The 19,416-nt window shown below is 63.9% G+C and carries 12 protein-coding genes and 1 pseudogene; 10 read left to right on the forward strand and 3 right to left on the reverse strand.

Going from position 1 to position 19,416, the window contains the following annotated elements; all coding sequences use genetic code 11:
- The first annotated feature begins 359 nt into the window (after window positions 1-359).
- From N181_RS21030 to N181_RS34925, 6 genes are all read left to right on the forward strand, one after another.
- Window positions 360-1,562, forward strand: a complete 1,203-nt coding sequence (locus N181_RS21030) for an efflux RND transporter periplasmic adaptor subunit (RefSeq protein WP_037398249.1) — start codon at window positions 360-362, stop codon at window positions 1,560-1,562.
- Window positions 1,563-1,572: 10 nt separating this feature from the next.
- The gene (locus tag N181_RS21035) at window positions 1,573-4,707 is read left to right on the forward strand and encodes an efflux RND transporter permease subunit (RefSeq protein WP_037398234.1); all 3,135 of its coding nucleotides are present in this window, start codon (window positions 1,573-1,575) and stop codon (window positions 4,705-4,707) included.
- A gap of 155 nt (window positions 4,708-4,862) precedes the next feature.
- Window positions 4,863-5,501, forward strand: a complete 639-nt coding sequence (locus tag N181_RS21040) for a TetR family transcriptional regulator (RefSeq protein ID WP_014330561.1) — start codon at window positions 4,863-4,865, stop codon at window positions 5,499-5,501.
- A 228-nt stretch (window positions 5,502-5,729) separates the two neighbouring features.
- Window positions 5,730-6,248 (forward strand): histidine phosphatase family protein, encoded by a 519-nt coding sequence (locus N181_RS21045; RefSeq protein ID WP_050984098.1) that lies wholly within the window; start codon window positions 5,730-5,732, stop codon window positions 6,246-6,248.
- 116 nt (window positions 6,249-6,364) lie between these two features.
- The gene (locus tag N181_RS21050; RefSeq protein WP_081319027.1) at window positions 6,365-7,780 is read left to right on the forward strand and encodes a cache domain-containing protein; all 1,416 of its coding nucleotides are present in this window, start codon (window positions 6,365-6,367) and stop codon (window positions 7,778-7,780) included.
- Entirely contained in the window at window positions 7,701-8,261 is a 561-nt protein-coding gene (locus tag N181_RS34925) for an adenylate/guanylate cyclase domain-containing protein (RefSeq protein ID WP_060563862.1), read from the forward strand. The genes N181_RS21050 and N181_RS34925 overlap by 80 nt, the downstream gene beginning before the upstream one ends.
- 229 nt (window positions 8,262-8,490) lie before the next feature.
- On the opposite strand, the gene polA is transcribed toward N181_RS34925, so the two are convergent.
- Window positions 8,491-11,505 (reverse strand): DNA polymerase I, encoded by a 3,015-nt coding sequence (gene polA / locus N181_RS21060; RefSeq protein ID WP_037398238.1) that lies wholly within the window; start codon window positions 11,503-11,505, stop codon window positions 8,491-8,493.
- Window positions 11,506-11,868: 363 nt separating this feature from the next.
- On the opposite strand from polA, the gene N181_RS21065 reads away from it, so the two are divergent.
- From N181_RS21065 to N181_RS21075, 3 genes and pseudogenes are all read left to right on the forward strand, one after another.
- Window positions 11,869-12,312 carry a MarR family winged helix-turn-helix transcriptional regulator gene (locus tag N181_RS21065; protein WP_037398241.1) on the forward strand — a complete coding sequence of 148 codons (444 nt, stop codon included), beginning with the start codon at window positions 11,869-11,871 and terminating at the stop codon, window positions 12,310-12,312.
- A gap of 97 nt (window positions 12,313-12,409) precedes the next feature.
- A pseudogene (locus N181_RS21070) lies at window positions 12,410-13,800 on the forward strand (M20/M25/M40 family metallo-hydrolase).
- A 322-nt stretch (window positions 13,801-14,122) separates the two neighbouring features.
- Window positions 14,123-15,070 (forward strand): lysylphosphatidylglycerol synthase transmembrane domain-containing protein, encoded by a 948-nt coding sequence (locus N181_RS21075; protein WP_037398244.1) that lies wholly within the window; start codon window positions 14,123-14,125, stop codon window positions 15,068-15,070.
- A gap of 15 nt (window positions 15,071-15,085) precedes the next feature.
- Here N181_RS21075 and N181_RS21080 read toward each other — a convergent pair whose 3' ends face one another.
- Both N181_RS21080 and N181_RS21085 read right to left on the reverse strand, forming a co-directional pair.
- A complete protein-coding gene (locus N181_RS21080; protein ID WP_014330554.1) occupies window positions 15,086-15,577 on the reverse strand; it encodes a hypothetical protein in 492 nt (163 codons plus the stop codon).
- A gap of 103 nt (window positions 15,578-15,680) precedes the next feature.
- The gene (locus N181_RS21085) at window positions 15,681-16,568 is read right to left on the reverse strand and encodes a DMT family transporter (RefSeq protein WP_040959293.1); all 888 of its coding nucleotides are present in this window, start codon (window positions 16,566-16,568) and stop codon (window positions 15,681-15,683) included.
- A gap of 594 nt (window positions 16,569-17,162) precedes the next feature.
- Between N181_RS21085 and N181_RS21090 the strand changes: the two genes are divergently transcribed.
- Window positions 17,163-19,388: a transglycosylase domain-containing protein gene (locus N181_RS21090; protein ID WP_060563864.1), complete on the forward strand. Its 2,226-nt coding sequence runs from the start codon at window positions 17,163-17,165 to the stop codon at window positions 19,386-19,388.
- Window positions 19,389-19,416 lie beyond the last annotated feature (28 nt).

Genomic DNA, 19,416 nt, shown 5'->3' on the forward strand with positions numbered 1-19,416 from the left:
TGCCGCGCCCGCTTCCTTCATGTCTCATCGGATTGGAATCCTCGGATGTTGAAGATGACGTTGGGCGGGGCGGCGGGTGCGAGCCCCTCCCCCTTGTGGGGAGGGGTTGGAGAGGGGTCACGCGCCATCACAACTGCGTGAACAGAAAGCAGCAGCAAACCCAAAGGCACTGCCACTGCTGGCTTTCTTGCCCAACATTCTGCCGCGGCGATCCGGGTTGCGCCCCGGCGGAAATTAACATACATTCCTGTTTGTATATTAGCTTTCCGGTATCTTCCCCCGATTCCGGCTTTGCTCCATCTCCCTGACGGACCGCGCGGCAGACGCCGCGGGCGGTCCTTTGCATATTGGACATTGCGATGCATATGACCCGACCGATACTGGCCGCCTCGCTGGCAACCGTGCTCTTTCTCGCCGGCTGCCAGAAGAACGAAGAGCAGGCAGCCGCCCCGGCCTTTCCCCCGGCCGCGGTCGCCGTTTTCACCACGGCGGCGGAACCCTTGCCGATCACCAACGAGCTGCCAGGGCGCATCACGCCGACGCGGATCGCCGAGGTTCGGCCGCGCGTCTCGGGCATCGTCGTCGAACGGGTCTTCGAGCAGGGCACGATGGTCAAGGAAGGCGACGTGCTCTACCGGATCGACCCGGCGCCGTTCCAGGTCAAGGTCGACAGCGCCGCAGCGACGCTGAAGCGGGCGCTTGCCGTGCGCGACCAGGCCAAGCAGACCGCCGACCGGCAGTCGCGCCTCAAGGAAGCGCAGGTCACGGCCCTCCAGCAATATGACGACGCGATAGCAACGCTCGCCCAGGCCGAGGCCGATATCGGCATTGCCGAGGCCGGCCTCGCGGAAGCGAAGCTCAACCTTCAATACGCCGATGTGACTGCGCCGATCAGCGGCCGCATCGGCCGGGCGCTGATCACCGAAGGTGCGCTCGTCAGCACTACCGGCTCGGAAAACCTGGCAACGATCCAGCAGCTCAACCCGATCTATGCCGACTTCACCCAGTCGGCGACCGACCTGATCCGACTGCGCAAGGCGCTGCAGGATGGCCAGCTCATCAGCGGCAAGAACGAAGCGGAGGTCAAGCTCATCCTCGACGACGGCACGCCCTATGGCCTGGAAGGCCGGCTGCTCTTTTCCGAGGCGGCGGTCGATGCGACGACAGGCCAGGTGACGCTGCGCGGCGAGTTTCCCAACCCCAACAACGACCTGCTGCCGGGAATGTATGTGCGGGTGCAGATCCAGCAGGGGCTGGAGAAGGACGCCATCACCGTTCCGCAGCAGGCCGTGCAGCGCAACAATGCCGGCCAGTCCCAGGTCTATGTCGTCACCGCCGACAAGAAGGTCGAGTTCCGCAACGTCACGCTCGGCCGCACTGTCGGCGAGCGCTGGCAGGTCGCCTCCGGCCTCAAGGCCGGTGAAAAGGTGATCGTCGAAGGCTTCCAGAAGATCGGTCCCGGCGCCCCGGTCGAACCCACCGATTGGAAGCCGGGCGCCAAGCCCGGCGCCGAACAGCAGAGCGCAGCGGCCGGCGACAAGTCCGCCACCGCAGTGAAGTGAGAGCCTACCCATGCCCAGTTTCTTCATAGACAGGCCGATCTTCGCCTGGGTGGTGGCGATCTTTATCATGGTCGCCGGCATCATCGCCATTCCGCTGCTGCCCGTGTCGCAATATCCGGACGTCGCGCCGCCGCAGATCTCGATCAACACCACCTATCCCGGCGCCTCGTCGCAGGACACCTATCAGAGCGTCACGCGGCTGATCGAGGATGAGCTGAACGGCGTCGAGGGGCTGCTTTACTTCGAATCGACTTCGAGTGCGTCCGGCTCAGTAGAGATCAACGCCACCTTCGCCCCGGGCACCGACCCCAGCCAAGCCTCCGTCGACATCCAGAACCGGGTACAGCGCGTCGAGCCGCGGCTGCCCGATTCGGTGAAGCAGCAGGGCGTCCAGGTGGACGAAGCCGGTTCCGGCTTCCTGCTGATCATCTCGCTCACCTCGACCGACGGGTCGATGGACGCGATCGCCCTCGGTGACTACTTAAGCCGCAACGTCTTGAGCGAAATCCAGCGCGTGCCCGGCGTCGGCCGCGCCCAGATGTTCGCGACCGAGCGCTCGATGCGAGTCTGGCTCGATCCGGACAAGATGCTCGGCCTCAATCTGACTGCCGCCGACGTAACCGCGGCGGTGCAGGCGCAGAACGCCCAGATCGCCTCCGGCTCGATCGGCGCCCAGCCGAACCCGATCACCCAGCAGATCAGCGCCCCGGTGGTGATCAAGGGCCAGCTTTCGTCGCCCGAGGAATTCGGCGCCATCGTGCTTCGGGCCAACGCCGACGGCTCCGCCGTCAGGCTGCGCGACGTCGCCCGCATCGAGATCGGCGGCGAGAGCTATTCGTTCTCGACGCGCCTCAACGGCAAGCCTTCGGCCGCCATCGCCGTGCAGCTGTCGCCGAGCGGCAATGCAATCTCGACCTCGGAGGCGATCAAAGCGCGCATGGACGAGCTCGCCGAGTTCTTCCCGCCGGGGCTCGAATATTCCGTTCCCTACGACACCTCGCCCTTCGTCGCCGTGTCGATCCAGAAGGTGGTGGAGACACTCGTCGAAGCGGTCGCACTCGTCTTCCTGGTGATGTTCCTGTTCCTGCAAAACATCCGCTACACGATCATCCCGACGCTGGTCGTGCCGGTCGCCCTGCTCGGCACCTGCGCGGTCATGCTGGCGATGGGCTTCTCCATCAATGTGCTCACCATGTTCGGCATGGTGCTGGCGATCGGCATCCTCGTCGACGACGCAATCATCGTCGTCGAGAACGTCGAACGGATCATGTCGGAGGAGGGGCTGACGCCGAAGGAGGCGACCCGCAAGGCGATGAAGCAGATCACCGGCGCGGTGATCGGCATCACGCTGGTGCTCGCCTCGGTGTTCATTCCGATGGCCTTCTTCCCGGGCGCCGTCGGCGTGATCTATCGCCAGTTCAGCCTCACCATGGTGGTATCGATCCTGTTCTCGGCGTTCCTTGCCCTGTCGCTGACGCCGGCGCTCTGCGCCAGCTTCCTGAAACAGGTTCCGAAGGGTCATCACCACGCCAAGCGCGGCTTCTTCGGCTGGTTCAACCGCAGCTTCGACCGGACATCGCGCGGCTATACCGGCATGGTCGGGCGCCTGGTGACGCGGGCCGGCCGCTTCATGATCATCTACCTGGCGCTGCTCGGCGGGCTCGCCTGGGCCTTTATGCAGCTTCCCTCGTCCTTCCTGCCGGACGAGGACCAGGGCTTCGTCATCGTCATGATGCAGTTGCCGTCGGAAGCCACCGGAAACCGAACGACCGAGGTCATCGAACAGGCGGAGCATATTTTCGGCCAGGAGCCGGCGGTCGACACGATCGTCGCGATCAACGGCTTCTCCTTCTTCGGCACCGGCCAGAACGCGGGCCTCGCCTTCGTGACGCTCAAGGACTGGAGCGAACGAGACGCGGACAACGCCGCCCAGTCGATCGCCGGACGCGCGACGATGGCGATGGGCCAGATCAAGGACGCGATCAGCTTCGCGCTGTCGCCGCCGGCGATCCAGGGCCTCGGCACCACCGGCGGCTTCTCCTTCCGCCTGCAGGATCGCGCCGGGCTCGGGGAAACGGCACTTGCCGAGGCGCGCGACCAGCTTCTCGGCCTTGCCTCCCAAAGCAAGGTCGTGACCGGCGTCCGCTTCGAGGGCATGCCCGATGCGGCGCAGGTCAGCGTCAACATCGACCGCGAGAAGGCCAACACCTTCGGCGTCACCTTTGCCGACATCAACTCGACGATCTCGACCAATCTCGGCTCGTCCTATGTGAACGACTTCCCGAATGCCGGACGCATGCAGCGCGTCACGGTGCAGGCGGACGAGGGCCAACGCATGCAGACGGCCGATCTCTTGAACCTCAATGTCCGCAATTCGAACGGCGGCATGGTTCCTCTGTCGGCCTTCGCCAGCATCGAATGGGTCAAGGCGCCGACGCAGACGGTCGGCTATAACGGCTATCCGGCGGTTCGCATCAGCGGCGAGGCGGCGCCCGGCTACTCCTCCGGCGATGCGATCGCCGAGATGGAGCGGCTGGTGGCCCAGCTCCCGCCGGGCTTCGGCTATGAATGGACCGGACAATCGCTGCAGGAAATCCAGTCGGGCTCTCAGGCGCCGCTCTTGATCGCGCTCTCCTGCCTGCTCGTCTTCCTGTGCCTGGCGGCGCTTTACGAGAGCTGGTCCATTCCGGTCGCGGTCATCATGGTCGTGCCGCTCGGCGTCATCGGTGCGGTGCTGGCGGTGATGATGCGCGACATGCCGAACGACGTCTATTTCAAGGTCGGCCTGATCGCCATCATCGGGCTCTCGGCGAAGAACGCCATCCTGATCATCGAGTTCGCCAAGGAACTGCGCGAACAGGGCAAGTCGCTGATCGACGCGACGCTCGAAGCCGTGCACTTACGCTTCCGGCCTATCCTGATGACCTCGCTTGCCTTCACGCTCGGCGTCTTGCCGCTGGCGATCGCGACCGGCGCAAGCTCCGGCAGCCAGCGCGCCATCGGCACCGGCGTCATGGGCGGGATGATCTCGGCGACCGTGCTGGCGATCTTCTTCGTGCCGGTGTTCTTCGTGTTCGTCATGAAGATCTTCGAGCGCAGAAAAGCAACGCGGGCCGCATCCGAGAGCGCCACTCCCGCTGAATGAAGCGTAATGACGGCCCGCGCTCACCGGCGGGCCGTCTCCTGCCTGTTTCCTTAAATCGTAGCCGATCTAAGGAGAAAAACATGCAGCAATTCAAAGTGCTACAGCGACCTTTGCGCATCTGATAAGCCGCGCGGCGCTGCAGTAAGGAGAACGCCATGCGCCGAACCAAGGCCGATGCCGAGGAAACCCGAAGGAAGATCCTGAGCGCCGCCGAGCGCGTCTTCTACAAGAAGGGCGTCTCAGGCACGACCCTCGACGAGATTGCCAGCGAAGCCGGCGTGACGCGCGGCGCGATCTACTGGCATTTTGCCAACAAGACCGATCTCTTCCTCGCCCTCTATGAGGCAGTGCCGCTGCCGCACGAAGACATGATCGCGCGCGAGATCGAAACGGAGGCCTTCGACACGCTCGCCATCGTCGAGGAAGCGACCGTCGACTGGCTCGATCTGCTTGCCAGGGACGAGCAACGGCAGCGCATTCTGGCGATCATGCTGCGCTGCGACTATGACGACGACATGTCGACGGTGCTCATCAAGCAGAAGGTCGTAGACGAGCGCCACAACGCGATACTCGAACATGCCTTCGCGCGGGCCCTGGAGCGTGGGCAGTTGCAGGAGACGTGGACACCCGCCTCCGCGGTGCGGACACTAAACTGGATGATGATGGGGCTCTGCACCGACTGGCTGATTTTCGGCCGCCGCTTCGACCTCGCCGGCGAGGGGCGCGACGCTCTTGGACGCCTGTTCGAAAGCTTCCGGCGGGTGGTGGAAAAAAACGAGCAGGTCTCGGCCTGAGAGCCGTCATTCCCGTCAGGCCATGGAACGAGCAACCAGCGCCCATGAACGGACGTTTAGCATACCCGTCCGCTACAGCCGTTTCGGGCTCCATTGCCGTCGCCTGCTGGGCAGCTTCCGAACACTCCTGTCGCCTCCTCGCGCGGAACCACTGGCTATCTGCAACGTGCCTTGCATGTTACCATCGGGAGTTTCGTCTGGGAGAGCCGGACGCAGGGAGCAACGGGCATGGGAGCCAGGACCATCCGTTTTCTGGTCGGTTTAGCTGCTGGCTTTCTCGTATTGCCCCATCCAGTCAGTGCGCAGGAAGTGATTTATATCGTTCGGCACAGTGATCCGCCATCGACACTGAACCTGGATGAGATTCTCGACGAAACCCCGCTGTCGGAGTCCGGACAACAAAGGGCAAAAATGCTGGCTGAGCGACTGAAAGACGCCGGCGTTACCGCTATCTATGCCACACAAGCCACGCGTACCGTTGAGACGGCAGAGCCACTCGCGAAGACCCGTGGACTCGGAATTCGTGTTCATTCTTACGAGGACAGCGACGGCTTGGTCCGTCTACTTCGCTCAGAGAACGGCAGAGACAGAGTGCTTGTCGTTGGGCATTGGAGCACCATTCCAGAGATTCTCAAGGCGCTCGGATATCCTGAGGAAGTCAAGATCGAACGAAGTGCATATGACAACCTGTTCGTGGTCGTCCCGAAGGAAGAGCAGGCGCCGATCGTGCTGCACCTCCACTACTGACACTACTGAAAATTGAAGCTGCGTGCTTCGACCCATCAAGCGAGCGACCTAACGGGAGGGTTGTGTTCCGGACTACAGACCGCCCTTTCTCTTGCTCGCAGTTCGCTGATCGTCGGATGTCCATTGCCGGTCCGAAATTGCGAAGGGTTCTGGCCGGGAAGTTGTTTCCCGGGGTGAGATCGGCAGGCGCCGCAAAGGCTCGATCCAATAGCGGTGAGGAAGCATCGTCGGGGTATCCGCGCCGCGTCTCCATACGCGCTGCGCTGGCTTTCACCTTTGGTGTCATCATCGCAGTGACCGCAGCCGCGCTGATCCTCGCATTGGAAAGTGGTCGCCAGAACACCGTCGCTCTCGTCCGCGACCGCAGTGAGCGAATTATCGACACGATTGTGGAACGGACTCGATTGCACCTCGATCCAGCCCGCGACCAGTCCGAATTCCTGGCCAGGCTCTTCCGCGATGGCGATCTCGACCCGCAGGATGAAGCTGCCTCACTGAGCCAACTTCGGGCGGCACTCGCAGGTATCCCACAGGTCGCCGCGCTAGCCGTCATTCGCACCGATCTGAAGCAACTGCGCGCCGAACGCCATGGCGACGATATCGTTCTGCGACAGATCGACATGCGAACCGTGCCCGGGCTGGACGAAGCGTTCGAGATGGCGCGAAGCGCGGGTCACCCTGTCTGGGAAGAGCTTCTGTGGAGTGAACGGTTGAACCAGCCTCTCGTCAACGTTCGTACCCCCCTGTGGCATGAGGGTTCCTTTCTCGGGATTTTATTGACCGCGGTTACTGTTTCGGAGCTGTCGCGTTTTCTCGCCGAATCGCCCGCCGGGTCAGACGTCGGCGCGTTCATTCTTCTCGGCCGCAACCACGTCCTCGCTCATGCAGCACTTGCGCACAAGCCACAGTTGTTCAAGCGCGATAAACCCCTTCCGGAAGTGACCGAGATCGGGGACCCGGTGCTGGCCTCGATCTGGAGTCCAGATCCCGATTTGGGCGCAGCCGCCTTCGTCGGTTCTTCGAAAAGCCACGTCGTGACTGTCGATCGCGTTCCCTATGTCTTCATTTATCGCGACATCACAGGATACAGCGACCAACCTTGGGTCGTTGGCCGCTACCTGCCGCTCGACGAGATTGGCAGCGAAGTCCGCAGACTTGAACACGCGGCCTGGCTAGGGCTCGGGGCCGTCCTTGTGGCGGTCGCTGGCGCCTGGCTGGTCGGCTATGCGATTGGAAAGCCGATATTGCGTCTGGCGCGCGCAACGTCTGCAATTCGTACGCTCGATCTCACTTCTGCCCGCCCGCTCGCTGGCAGTCATCTGCGCGAACTGGACGAGGCAATACGAGCCTACAACGCGCTCATCGCGACCTTGCACTGGTTCGAGACCTATGGTCAAGCAGCTGATGGCACAGGGCGAACAGGCGTCAGCACTTGTAGAGCGGGAAGTCACGGTGCTGTTTACCGACATTGTCGACTTCACGAGCTTTGCCGAACGGCTATCGGCGTCCGATGCGGCGACGTTCCTCAATGACCACTTCCAGCAGCTTGCCGCCTGCGTGGAGGCGGAAGGTGGCACTATCGACAAGTACATCGGCGACTCGCTGATGGCATTTTGGGGGGCGCCGGAAATGCAGCCCGATCATTCCGCCCGGGCCTGTCGGGCAGCGATCGCGATCGCGGCGGCGATAGTTGGCGACAATCGGCGTCGACGAGGGCTTGGCCTGCCCCCCGTGCGAATCCGCATAGGCATCCATGCCGGCCCGGCGATGGTGGGAAATATCGGGGCTCCAGGGCGGATCAACTATACGCTGGTCGGAGACATCGTGAACACCGCCCAACGCATCGAGGATGTCGCCAAGAAATGCATGACCAACGAAGACGAAGCGGTCATTCTGGTCAGCGACGCCGTGCTGCGATCTGCGGGACCCGAATGCTCGGCGCAACCTGTCGGCGAGCATATATTGCGCGGCCGGCACGAGCCGACACATGTTTTCAGATTGGAGGCGAGTTGATCTCTAAGCAGACCTTCCGGCCCGACGCCGCGAAGGTCGCCTTCGGGTCAGACCTGTCCGTTCGCTGCCGAGAAACGAAGGCCCGCAGGGGTCCGTGACAGGACCTTCGCGTTATCAACGGAAAGAGACCGCTTGTGGCGCACGTGCCGTCGGATAGCTGGTGAACTGAAGTCTCGTTCCCACTCAAAACGGAAGTCTGTGGCGGCTATGGAGCGGCAGGTTTTCACCACTAATGCGCCTCGTCCCAGTTCTGCGCGGCGCGGGCATCCACCTTCAAGGGCACCCGCATGTCGAGCGCCGGCATCGCGGCATTCTCCATCACCGAAACGATCACCGGAAGGGTGCGCTCGATCTCGCCCTCCTCGACCTCGAAGATCAGTTCGTCGTGCACCTGCAGCAGCATGCGTGCGGAAAGCTTCGCTTCCTCGAGCGCCGGCTCCATCTTGACCATTGCGCGGCGGATGATGTCGGCGGCCGAACCCTGGATCGGCGCGTTGATCGAGGCGCGCTCGTTGAAGGCGCGCATCGAAGGATTGGAGGAGCGGATATCCGGATAGTGGGCGCGGCGGCCGAAGATCGTCTCGACATAGCCGTGCTCGCGGGCGAAGGCCTTGGTGTTCTCCATATAGTCGCGGATGCCCGGGAAGCGCTCGAAATAGCGCTTGATATAGTCGCCGGCTTCCGAGCGCTCGATCGACAGCTGGTTGGCAAGGCCGAAGGCGGAGATGCCGTAGATGATGCCGAAGTTGATCGCCTTGGCGCGCCGGCGGATCTCGCTCGGCATGCCTTCGACCGGAACGCCGAACATCTCGGATGCCGTCATCGCGTGAATGTCGACGCCGTCGGCAAAGGCCTGGCGAAGCTGCGGGATGTCGGCGACATGGGCGAGCACCCGCAGCTCGATCTGGCTGTAGTCGGCCGAGACCAGCTTGTGCCCAGGCGTCGCGATGAAGGCGGTGCGGATCTTGCGACCCTCGGCGGTCCTCACTGGAATGTTCTGCAGGTTCGGCTCCGAGGAGGAAAGCCGTCCTGTCGTCGTCGCGGCAAGCGCATAGCCGGTGTGAACGCGCTTCGTTTCCGGATGGACGAAGCCCGGCAGCGCGTCGGTATAGGTGGATTTGAGCTTGGTGAGCTGGCGCCAGTCGACGATCTTGCGCGGCAGTTCGTGGCCGACGGCGGCGAGATCCTCGAGCACCGAAGCGGAGGTCGACCATTGACCGGTCTTCGTCTTCGATCCGCCCGGAAAGCCCATCTTGCCGAACAGGATATCGCCGAGCTGCTTCGGCGAGCCGATCGTGAAGGTCTCGCCGGCCAGCCGATAGATCTCGTCCTCGAGGGCCGCGGCCCCCTGCGCCAGCTCGCCGGAGAGGCGCGAGAGGATCTGCCGGTCGACGGTAATGCCGCGCTCTTCCATATGCGCCAGCACGGCGATCAGCGGCTTTTCGAGCCGTTCATAGACGCGCGTCAGCCCCTTGGCGGCAAGCCGCGGCTTCAGAACGTGCCAGAGGCGCAGCGTCACATCGGCGTCCTCGGCCGCATAGGCAGTCGCCCTGTCGATGTCGACGAAATCGAAGCTCACCGACGCCTTGCCGGTGCCGGCAACGTCCTTGTAGGGGATCGGCGTGTGGCCGAGCCACCGCTCCGAGAGCGAATCCATGCCGTGCGTGCCGTTGCCGGCATCGACCACATAGGACATCAGCATCGTGTCGTCGAAGCTCTGCAGGGTGATGCCGTGCCGCTTCATGACGAGATAGTCGTATTTCAGGTTCTGGGCGACCTTAAGGACGGACGGGTCTTCCAACAGAACCTTTAGCCGGCTCAGCGCCTCGCGCATGGCGATCTGGTTTTCTACGAGACCGCCACCGAGCAGGTCACCGACGCCGCTCTTGTGAATCAGCGGCACATAGGCGGCGCGGATGGTGCCGCCCATAGGATTGTTGCTGTAATCGGCGATCGCCAGCGAGACGCCGCAGAGGTCGGCCCGCATCGGGTCGAGGGACGTCGTCTCCGTGTCGAAACCGAGGGCTCCCGTTTCGCGCGCATCGGCGATCCAACGGTCGAGGGTCGCAAGGTCGCGAATCGTCACATAGGCCGAATGGTCGAACGGCGCATTGGCGAAGAATTCGGCGCGCGCCTGCGCCAATCCCTGAGGCGTGGCGCCGGTGGCATCCGCGTCGCCCTTGCCTGTCAGGAACGAAACCGCCGCCTTGGCCGCATTGCCGCGCGGCGGCGCGGCGCTCGACGATGCCGGCGTCGGCGGCGGCCCGGCCGCCTCGCCCACGTCGAGGTCCGGCCCGTGCGCGGCCGCACCCCATTCGACCGGCACATGCGCCGGCTCGACCGCCTCCGCATCCGTATCGGTGGCCGCCGCGACGCGGCGCGTCAGGGTGGTGAATTCCATCGTCTTCAGGAAGGCGATGAGCTTCGGTCCATCCTGCGAATCGAGCCGCAGATCCTCGAGCGGCACGTCGAGCGGCGTGTCCTTCCTCAAAGTGACGAGTTCGCGCGACAGGCGCGCCAGCTCGGCATTGGCGATGATCGACTCGCGCCGTTTCTGCTGCTTGATCTCGCCGGCCCGCGAAAGCAGCGTGTCGAGATCCCCATATTCTTCGAGGAGCTGCGCCGCGGTCTTCGGACCGATGCCCGGAATGCCCGGCACGTTGTCGGTCGAATCGCCGGTCATCGCCTGGAGATCGATCATCTTCTCGGGCGGCACGCCCCATTTCTCGATCACGTCGGGAATGGTGATCTGCTTGTCCTTCATGCTGTCGTACATCGTCACATGGGGCGTGACCAATTGCATGAGGTCCTTGTCGGAGGAGACGATGGTGACGCCGGCGCCCGCCTCCTCGGCAAGGCGCGCATAGGTGGCGATCAGATCGTCCGCCTCGTAGCCTTCCTTCTCGATGCAGGGCAGGTTGAAGGCGCGGGTGGCGTGGCGGATCAGCCCGAATTGCGGGATCAGGTCTTCGGGCGGCGCCGTGCGGTTCGCCTTGTACTGGTCGTAGAGCGCATTGCGGAACGTCTTCGAGGAATAGTCGAAGATCACCGCGAAATGCGTCGGGGTCACGCCGACCGAGGTGTCGCGCGCATCGGTCAGAAGCTTCCAGAGCATGTTGCAGAAGCCGGCGACCGCGTTGACCGGAAGCCCGTCCGACTTGCGGTTGAGCGGCGGGATGGCATGGAACGCCCGGAAGATGAAACCCGAGCCGTCGACGAGGAAGAGATGATCACCGTTTTTCATGCGGCCATGGATAGCGCGGGGGGAGGCAAAGGTCCATTGCGGTTTCGTCCGAACCCTCACGGAAACGTTACGCATTTGTAATGTGCGAGTCGGCCGGGCAATCCTTGAAAAGCCACATTTGAATCCTCAAATCAGGGTGAGCGGCACTTAAACGATGCCGTCGTCTGGTGATTGGCCTGTCCCCCGCCCGCACCAGATGTGGACAAAGGCCTCATCCCCCTCTCCGGGCCTTTGTCCCGCTTTCACAGAGCCGCCACGGCGCCGCCTCCGCGCCGTGGCGGTTTTTGTTTGGATCGAGCACCGACAACTCCATCGCCTGCTTTGTAACTTGTCTTCGTGCCGATTCGCGCCTACCCATGAGGCATGGCCTTCAATCGGATGGACTCTGCGACCTATCTGGCCAGCCTGCTGGCAAGAAGCTTCTCGCGCGCTCTGCAGGCGCGGGCCCAGAAGCTCGGCTTCGCCCCCGGGCAATTTCCCATACTGCTCGAATTATGGGCCGAGGATGGGCTGACGCAGAAGCAGTTGCTCGACCGTCTGGACATCGAACAGGCGACCATGGCCAATACGCTCGCCCGCATGGAGCGCGACGGCCTCGTCGTCCGCCGCAAGCATCCGAACGACAGGCGTTCGCAGCAGATCTTCCTGACCGAACGGGCCCGGGACATGGAAGCGGCGGCCAAGGAGGCGGCGCTGGCGGCGGAGCAATCGCTTCTCGCCGGGTTTCGGCGCTTCGAGAAGGAGCTCATGCTCGAATATATGCGCATGGCGCTCGCCAATGCGGCACGCGGCGGCGAGCCTTCCTGATTGCCATCCGCGCAATTTATCGTTGCATCAAAAGATTTTGCTTAAAGCCGCCCGCATTCGATTCTAGGTTCGCCCGCGAGACCCACAAAGGATTCGCATGATGGCAGATATCACCCCCGTGCTCGGGCGCGCCGACGCAAACCTCCCTGCAAGCCTCGAGCGGCTTTTCGACCTCGTCCGCATCCAGTCCATCTCCACCGACCCGGCCTTCAAGGCCGAGTGCCGCAAGGCGGCCGAATGGCTGGTGGCGGAACTCGAAGCCCTCGGCTTCGAAGCCTCGGTGCGCGACACGCCCGGCCATCCGATGGTCGTCGCCCATCATGCCGCCGAAAAGGCCAGCGCGCCTCACCTGCTCTTCTACGGTCACTACGACGTGCAGCCGGTCGATCCCCTGAACCTCTGGGACGCGCCTCCGTTCGAACCGGCGATCAAGGAGCTCGAACCCGGCCGGAAAGTGATCACCGGCCGCGGCACGTCCGACGACAAGGGGCAGTTGCTGACCTTCGTCGAGGCGGTGCGGGCCTACAAGGAGACGCACAAGGCGCTTCCCTGCCGAATCACAATTCTCTTCGAAGGCGAGGAGGAATCCGGCTCCCCTTCGCTGAAGCCCTTCCTCGAGGCCAATGCCGCCGAACTCAAGGCGGACTATGCGCTGATCTGCGACACCGGCATGTGGGACCGCGAGACGCCGGCGGTATCGGCCGGCCTGCGCGGCCTCGTCGGCGAGGAAATCGTCGTCACGGCGGCGGACCGCGACCTGCATTCCGGCCTTTTCGGCGGCGCCGCGGCCAATCCGATCCATATCCTCACCGACATCCTCGCCGGACTTCACGACGGAACCGGTCGCGTGACGCTCGACAATTTCTATGACGGCGTCGAGGAGACGCCGGTTGCGATCAAGGCGAGCTGGGAGACGCTCGGCAGGACGGCCGAGAAATTCCTCGGCGATGTCGGCCTTTCCATTCCCGCCGGGGAGAAGGGGCGTTCGGTGCTGGAACTGACCTGGGCACGGCCAACCGCGGAGGTCAACGGCATCAGCGGCGGCTATACCGGCGAAGGCTTCAAGACGGTGATCGCCGCGCAGGCCTCCGCCAAGGTCTCCTTCCGCCTCGTCGGCGACCAGGACCCGGCAAGGATCCGCGAGAGCTTCCGCGCCTATGTCCGCTCGAAGATTCCGGCGGACTGCTCGGTTGAGTTCCACGCCCATGGTGCTTCGCCGGCTATCCATCTTCCTTACGATTCGGCGCTTCTGACCACCGCCAAGGCGGCGCTCTCCGCAGAATGGCCGAAGCCGGCCATCGTCATCGGCATGGGCGGCTCGATCCCGATCGTCGGCGACTTCCAGAAGATGCTCGGCATGGAATCGCTGCTTGCGGTTTCGGCCTTGCCGACGACCGCATTCACTCGCCCAACGAGAAATACGAGCTGACATCCTTCCACAAGGGCATCCGCTCATGGATCCGCATCCTCGACGCGCTTGCCGGTTGAGGTCGCGCGGAACCCTCCAGCGCCGCGCGTCCAATCGGACGCGCTGAGGCCGCTTCAGCTCTTTGAATTGCTGCATGTTTTTACACTTAAATCGGCGACGATTTGAGGAAACACGCAGGATCGGTCATCGCTGCTTGACCTCACCGCTTCGGGATGCTTCCCTTTTTGAAAACGCACAGAATGGGAATGGGCTGTTGGCAAGGGCGAGTATCGAGGCATCGCGTCTGAGACGCGATTCTTTCTGCAATGGCGAGTATGGCCGTTCTGGCGGCGCCCTCAATACCCGGACAAGCCGCGGTCGATCCGTCTTTCTGGCGCCAGCATGAAACGGCTCAAGGCATATTTCTGGCCCGCCGTGGGGCTGGCGGCGATCGTCCTTTCGGTCCGCGCGCTGATCCATGAATTGCGCGGGCTGTCGCTGAACGAGTTCATCGCCAGTTTCCAGGCGATCTCGATCGAGAGCTGGGTGCTCGCAATCGCCGCGACGCTGGTCGCCTATGCGGCGCTTGCCGCCTATGACAAGCTGGCGCTCGACCATCTCGGCCACAGGATCTCGATCTGGTTCATCACGCTCTGCTCGTTCACGACCTATGCGCTGTCGCACAATCTCGGCGCCTCGGTGTTTTCCGGCGCCGTGGTGCGCTATCGCGCCTATCGCTCGAAAGGACTGACGCCCGGCGAGATCGGCATCCTCGTCGCCTTCTGCTCCTTCACCTTCACCCTCGGCACGCTGATGCTCTCGGCAATCGTGCTGCTTGCCAAGCCGGACATCATCGAGCGGTTTGCCGAGGTGCTGCCGATCGAGATGTCGCTGACGACTGGCGGTCTGCTGCTGGCACTTATCTGCCTCTACATCCTTGGAAGTCTGATCGGCCTTCGGCCGCTGCGCACCCGATGGTTTCAGCTTCACTACCCGCGGCCTTCGATCGTGTTCCGGCAATTGGTCATCGCCCCGGTCGAACTGCTGGGCGCCGCCGGCATCATCTATTTCGCGCTGCCGGAGGCCGGCAATCCCGGCTATATCGTCGTTCTCGGCATCTTCCTCGCCTCCTTCTCGGCGGCGCTGCTGTCGCATGCTCCGGGCGGCCTCGGCGTACTCGAACTCGTCTTCATCGCCGCCCTGCCCGAGATGGACCCGGCCGACGTGCTGGCGGCGCTGGCGATCTTCCGCCTGCTTTACCTGCTGATCCCGTTCGTCATGGCGCTCGTCGTCATCTTCGTCTTTGAGCATTCGCGCTTCCTGGAACAGCGCGACGCGAAGGGGTCATAGCTGCCGATAAGGCTATCAGGGCGCATTGCAAACGCCGGGTATCGCCTTTTCGATCGGTCCCTCCGCCTCATCGAGGCGCGCCGTCTCGATCTGGTAGGGGGTGAACGGCGGCACCTGCAGCGACGGGTTGATGATTCTCGCGACATAGCAGCCGGAAAAGAAGCGGATCCTGCCTTCCTGCTCGACAGACTTGATCGCCACCGGCACGGCCGCGTAGATGCTGCCGGCGGCACCCTCGGTGGTCACCTCGCCGATCCGCACCTCGACCGCTTCGGTCTTCGCGTAACCGTCGGCAAAGGCCTTGAACTCGCCGACCGGCTTCGCATCGCCGAAATAGGCATAGGCCCGGGCATATTCCCTGCGATTGATGGCGTTATAGAGCGAGCGAACGAGTGCCGCGCCGTCGGAACGGTCGTCGACGTAAGGGACGGATTCCTGCGCCCTGCCCTCGGTGCTCAATACCGAAAGGGCTGCCAGTGCCGGAAGGATTATCGAACGAAGCCTCATCATCTCCCTTTCGAGCGGATCATTATGGCCGGCACACCGCCGACCAGACGTCCGCACGATCGGTCATGATCACGACGATTTTGAGTTGAGACGATGAAACCCGCTACACCGGCGGCAGGCCCGCCTTGCGCCTTGCGACGACGCGCTCGCGCCAGACGGTGAAGATCCCCGCGGCCACCACCAGCAGCGATCCCATGATCATGTTGGCCGTCAGGGTCTCGCCGAAGATCGTCACACCCATGATCGAGGCGAAGACGAGCTGCAGGTAGGTGAGCGGCTGCACCGCGACGGCATCGAGCAGGTCGTAGGCGCGAATCAGGAAATAATGGCTGAGGCTGCCGGTGACGCAGAGGAGGAGCATCCACACCCAGTCCGGCCCCGACAGCGTCGCCCAGAAGAACGGGCCGACGAGACTGATCGCCGCGGCGCCGACGACGCCCGTGTAGAAGAAGCTCGTCATCGCCGAATCCTCGCGGCTGACAAGTCGCGTCGCGATGGCATAGACCGCGAACATCAGTGCGCCAGCGAGCGGCAGGAGAAAGTCGACCTCGAACGTGCCCTCGCCCGGTTTCAGGATCAACAGCACGCCGACGAGACCGGCGGCGATCGCCGACCAGCGGCGCCAGCCGACGCGCTCGCCGAGCAGCGGCATCGACAGCAGCGCGACGAAGATCGGCGTCGCCGCCAGGATCGCCTGCGAATGCGCGAGCCCGACGACGGTGAAGGCGGTGATGACGACGACGATCTGGGCCGGCAGCAGCACGCCGCGCAGCACCTGAAGCAGCGGCCTCTTCGTCACCGCGGTGGCGCGCAGCCCGGCCGGCGACCGCCACGCCAAGGTGATGGCGAAGGCGGCGAAGGCCCAGTAGCGGATCATCGCCACGAAGACCGGCGGATAGTTGGCGCCGAGATGTTTGGAAAGCCCGTCTTGGATCGAGAAGATGACGATCGCCAGGAGTGCGAAGACGTAGCCGTTTGCCTTGGATCCCATGCGCCCGTCGATACACGCGTCCAGCGACTAAGACCACGATTTTCTCAGGCATTTTCTGCAGCCGCGCCGCAGCAGCTCCGAGATCGGGTGAGTTGACAGAAAAAGACCCCGAGCCGGGAGGAGGTGGCGTCGGGGTCTTCAAACTCGGCCGGTTCCTGGGAGGAGGAGTGAAACCGACCCGCATCGGGCGCCGCGGGAGGAGGTGCAGCGCTTCGATGAGGATGATCATAAGTCATTCCGGCTGATTTAATATCGCCAATGTTGCATCGCAGCATTGCAGTGGATGCAAAGCGGACTGCTGGTGTCCTGTCTGCACCGCGGCGCGCGCTACCGGGTGACCGCCCCGTAGTGCGTCGCCGATCGAGACAAGGCCCTGCAGCCGCAGCGCCAGTCGGGCCGTCGATGCCAAGGTTCTGAAGGCGCTAGGTTTTTCCCCGATCCCATTCTTAACTCCCCCTTAAATTACCGCATTTAGAGTCGACGGATCGGCATGAAGCGGGACGGCACGACCGGCGCCGCACGACAATCGCGCCGCCGGCGTCGCCCAAGAGCGACGATGAACCGGTCCGGCTTCAGGGGACAGATCCTACCGGCATGGCGAGCAGAAAATCAGGGCAGCGGATCGAGCCTTCCTTCGGCGGCGACTACGATGACGACGACGGTCTGCGCATCGACGCGAGCGACCGCGTCAGCGGTGGCGGACGCAAGGTGAAGCGCACGCCGCCGAGCGGCAAGGGCGGGCGCCAGACGCGCGGCAGGCGTGCTGGCCGAGCCGGCGGGTCCGGTGGCGGCCTCTTCGGGCCGGTTCGGCGGCTTGCCTATTGGTGCGTCGTGCTTGGCATCTGGGGGGCGATCGGTGTCGGCGGCCTGGTGCTTTACTACGGCGCGCGCATGCCGAGCGCGACGAGCTGGTCGATCCCCGAGCGTCCGCCGAACGTCAAGATTCTTGCCGTCAACGGCGACATCGTTGCCAATCGCGGCGCCACCGGCGGCGAGGCGCTGGCGCTCGAGGACATGTCCCCCTACATCCCGCAGGCGGTGATCGCCATCGAGGACCGCCGTTTCTACTCGCATTTCGGCGTCGACCCGCTGGGGCTGGCGCGCGCCATGCTGACCAATCTGACGAGCGGCCGCATGGTCCAGGGCGGCTCGACGCTGACGCAGCAGCTTGCCAAGAACCTGTTCCTGTCGCCGGAGCGCACGCTCGAACGGAAGGTGCAGGAGGTGCTGCTGGCCTTCTGGCTGGAGCAGAAATACACCAAGGACCAGATCCTGGCGATGTATCTCAACCGCGTCTTCTTCGGCTCCAACGCCTATGGTGTCGAGGCGGCGTCGCGGCGCTACTTCAACAAGTCGGCGCGCGACGTCAATCTCGGCGAAGCGGCGGTGCTTGCCGGCCTGTTGAAGGCGCCGTCGCGACTGTCGCCGGCGCGTGATCCTGAAGCGGCCGAGGCGCGCGCCCAGGTGGTGCTCGGCGCCATGCGCGAGGAAGGCTTCATCTCCGACGCCGAGATCAAGACGGCGATGTCGCAGACGCCGACCAGGGCCAAGAGCTTCTGGTCGGGCGCCGAGCACTATGTCGCCGACATGGTGATGGACCAGCTCCCGGGCATGATCGGCGAGGTCAGCCAAGACCTGATCGTCGACACCACCATCGATCTGTCGCTCGAGAAGAAGGCCGAAGAGGTGCTCGCGGCATCACTCGACGAGGAGGGCGGCAAGCTCAACGCCTCGCAGGCGGCGCTCGTCTCGATCGACGGGACCGGCGCGATCCGGGCGCTGGTCGGCGGCAGGGACTATGCGGAGAGCCAGTTCGACCGCGCCTCGAAGGCGAAGCGCCAGCCGGGCTCGGCCTTCAAGCCTTTCGTTTATGCAGCCGCGCTCGAAATCGGCCGCACTCCAATGTCGGTGCGCAACGACGCGCCTGTCCGGATCGGCAACTGGACGCCGGAGAACTACGACCAGAAATATCGTGGCGAGGTGACGCTCACCGATGCGCTCGCCAATTCGCTGAACACCATCGCCGCCCAACTCGTCATGGAGGTCGGTCCGCCGAACGTCGTCAAGCTCGCGCATCGCCTCGGGATCGATTCCGAGATGCAGGCAAACGCTTCGATCGCCCTCGGCACCTCCGAGGTCTCGCTCGTCGAGCTCACCTCCTCCTACGCGCCCTTCATGAATGGCGGCTTCAAGGCGACGCCGCATGTCATCCGCCGCATTTCCACCGCCGACGGTACGGTGCTCTACGAGAACACCTATGACAACCCGCCGCGCGTGCTCGATCCGGCGATCGTCAGCGAGATGAACCAAATGTTGGTGCGGGTATTGACCGACGGCACCGGCAAGAAAGCGCGCCTGCCCGGTTGGGAGGCGGCCGGCAAGACCGGCACGACGCAATCCTTTCGCGACGCGCTGTTCGTCGGCTATACATCCAACCTGACGACCGGCGTCTGGTTCGGCAACGACGACGGCAAGTCGATGAAGAAGGTCACCGGCGGCGGACTGCCGGCCAAGGCCTGGCACGACTTCATGGTCGCCGCGCATGAGGGGCTTTCGCCCTCGCCGCTCTTCGGCACGACGGGCGTCCAGCCGGTCTTCGACGAGGGTAGCCCCGTCGCCGGCGGCGAAGCGCTCCCCGACGGCTTCGGTGATCCCGCAGCCTTCCCGGAACGGCCGGCAGCGATGGACGGGGCGATCGCCGTCGATCAGAGCCGCCCGGCAGGAGAGCCGACGGGCGGCCCGGTCCCGCCGGCGGGCGTCGGCGAGACGACCGGCGCAACCCGCCGCACGACGCTTTTCGAACTGTTGACCGGCGGCTGAGCAAGGCTCATCCAGCGGCGGGCCGCCG

It is taken from the genome of Sinorhizobium fredii USDA 205, from assembly GCF_001461695.1.
In the GTDB taxonomy this organism is placed as follows: Bacteria; Pseudomonadota; Alphaproteobacteria; order Rhizobiales; family Rhizobiaceae; genus Sinorhizobium; species Sinorhizobium fredii.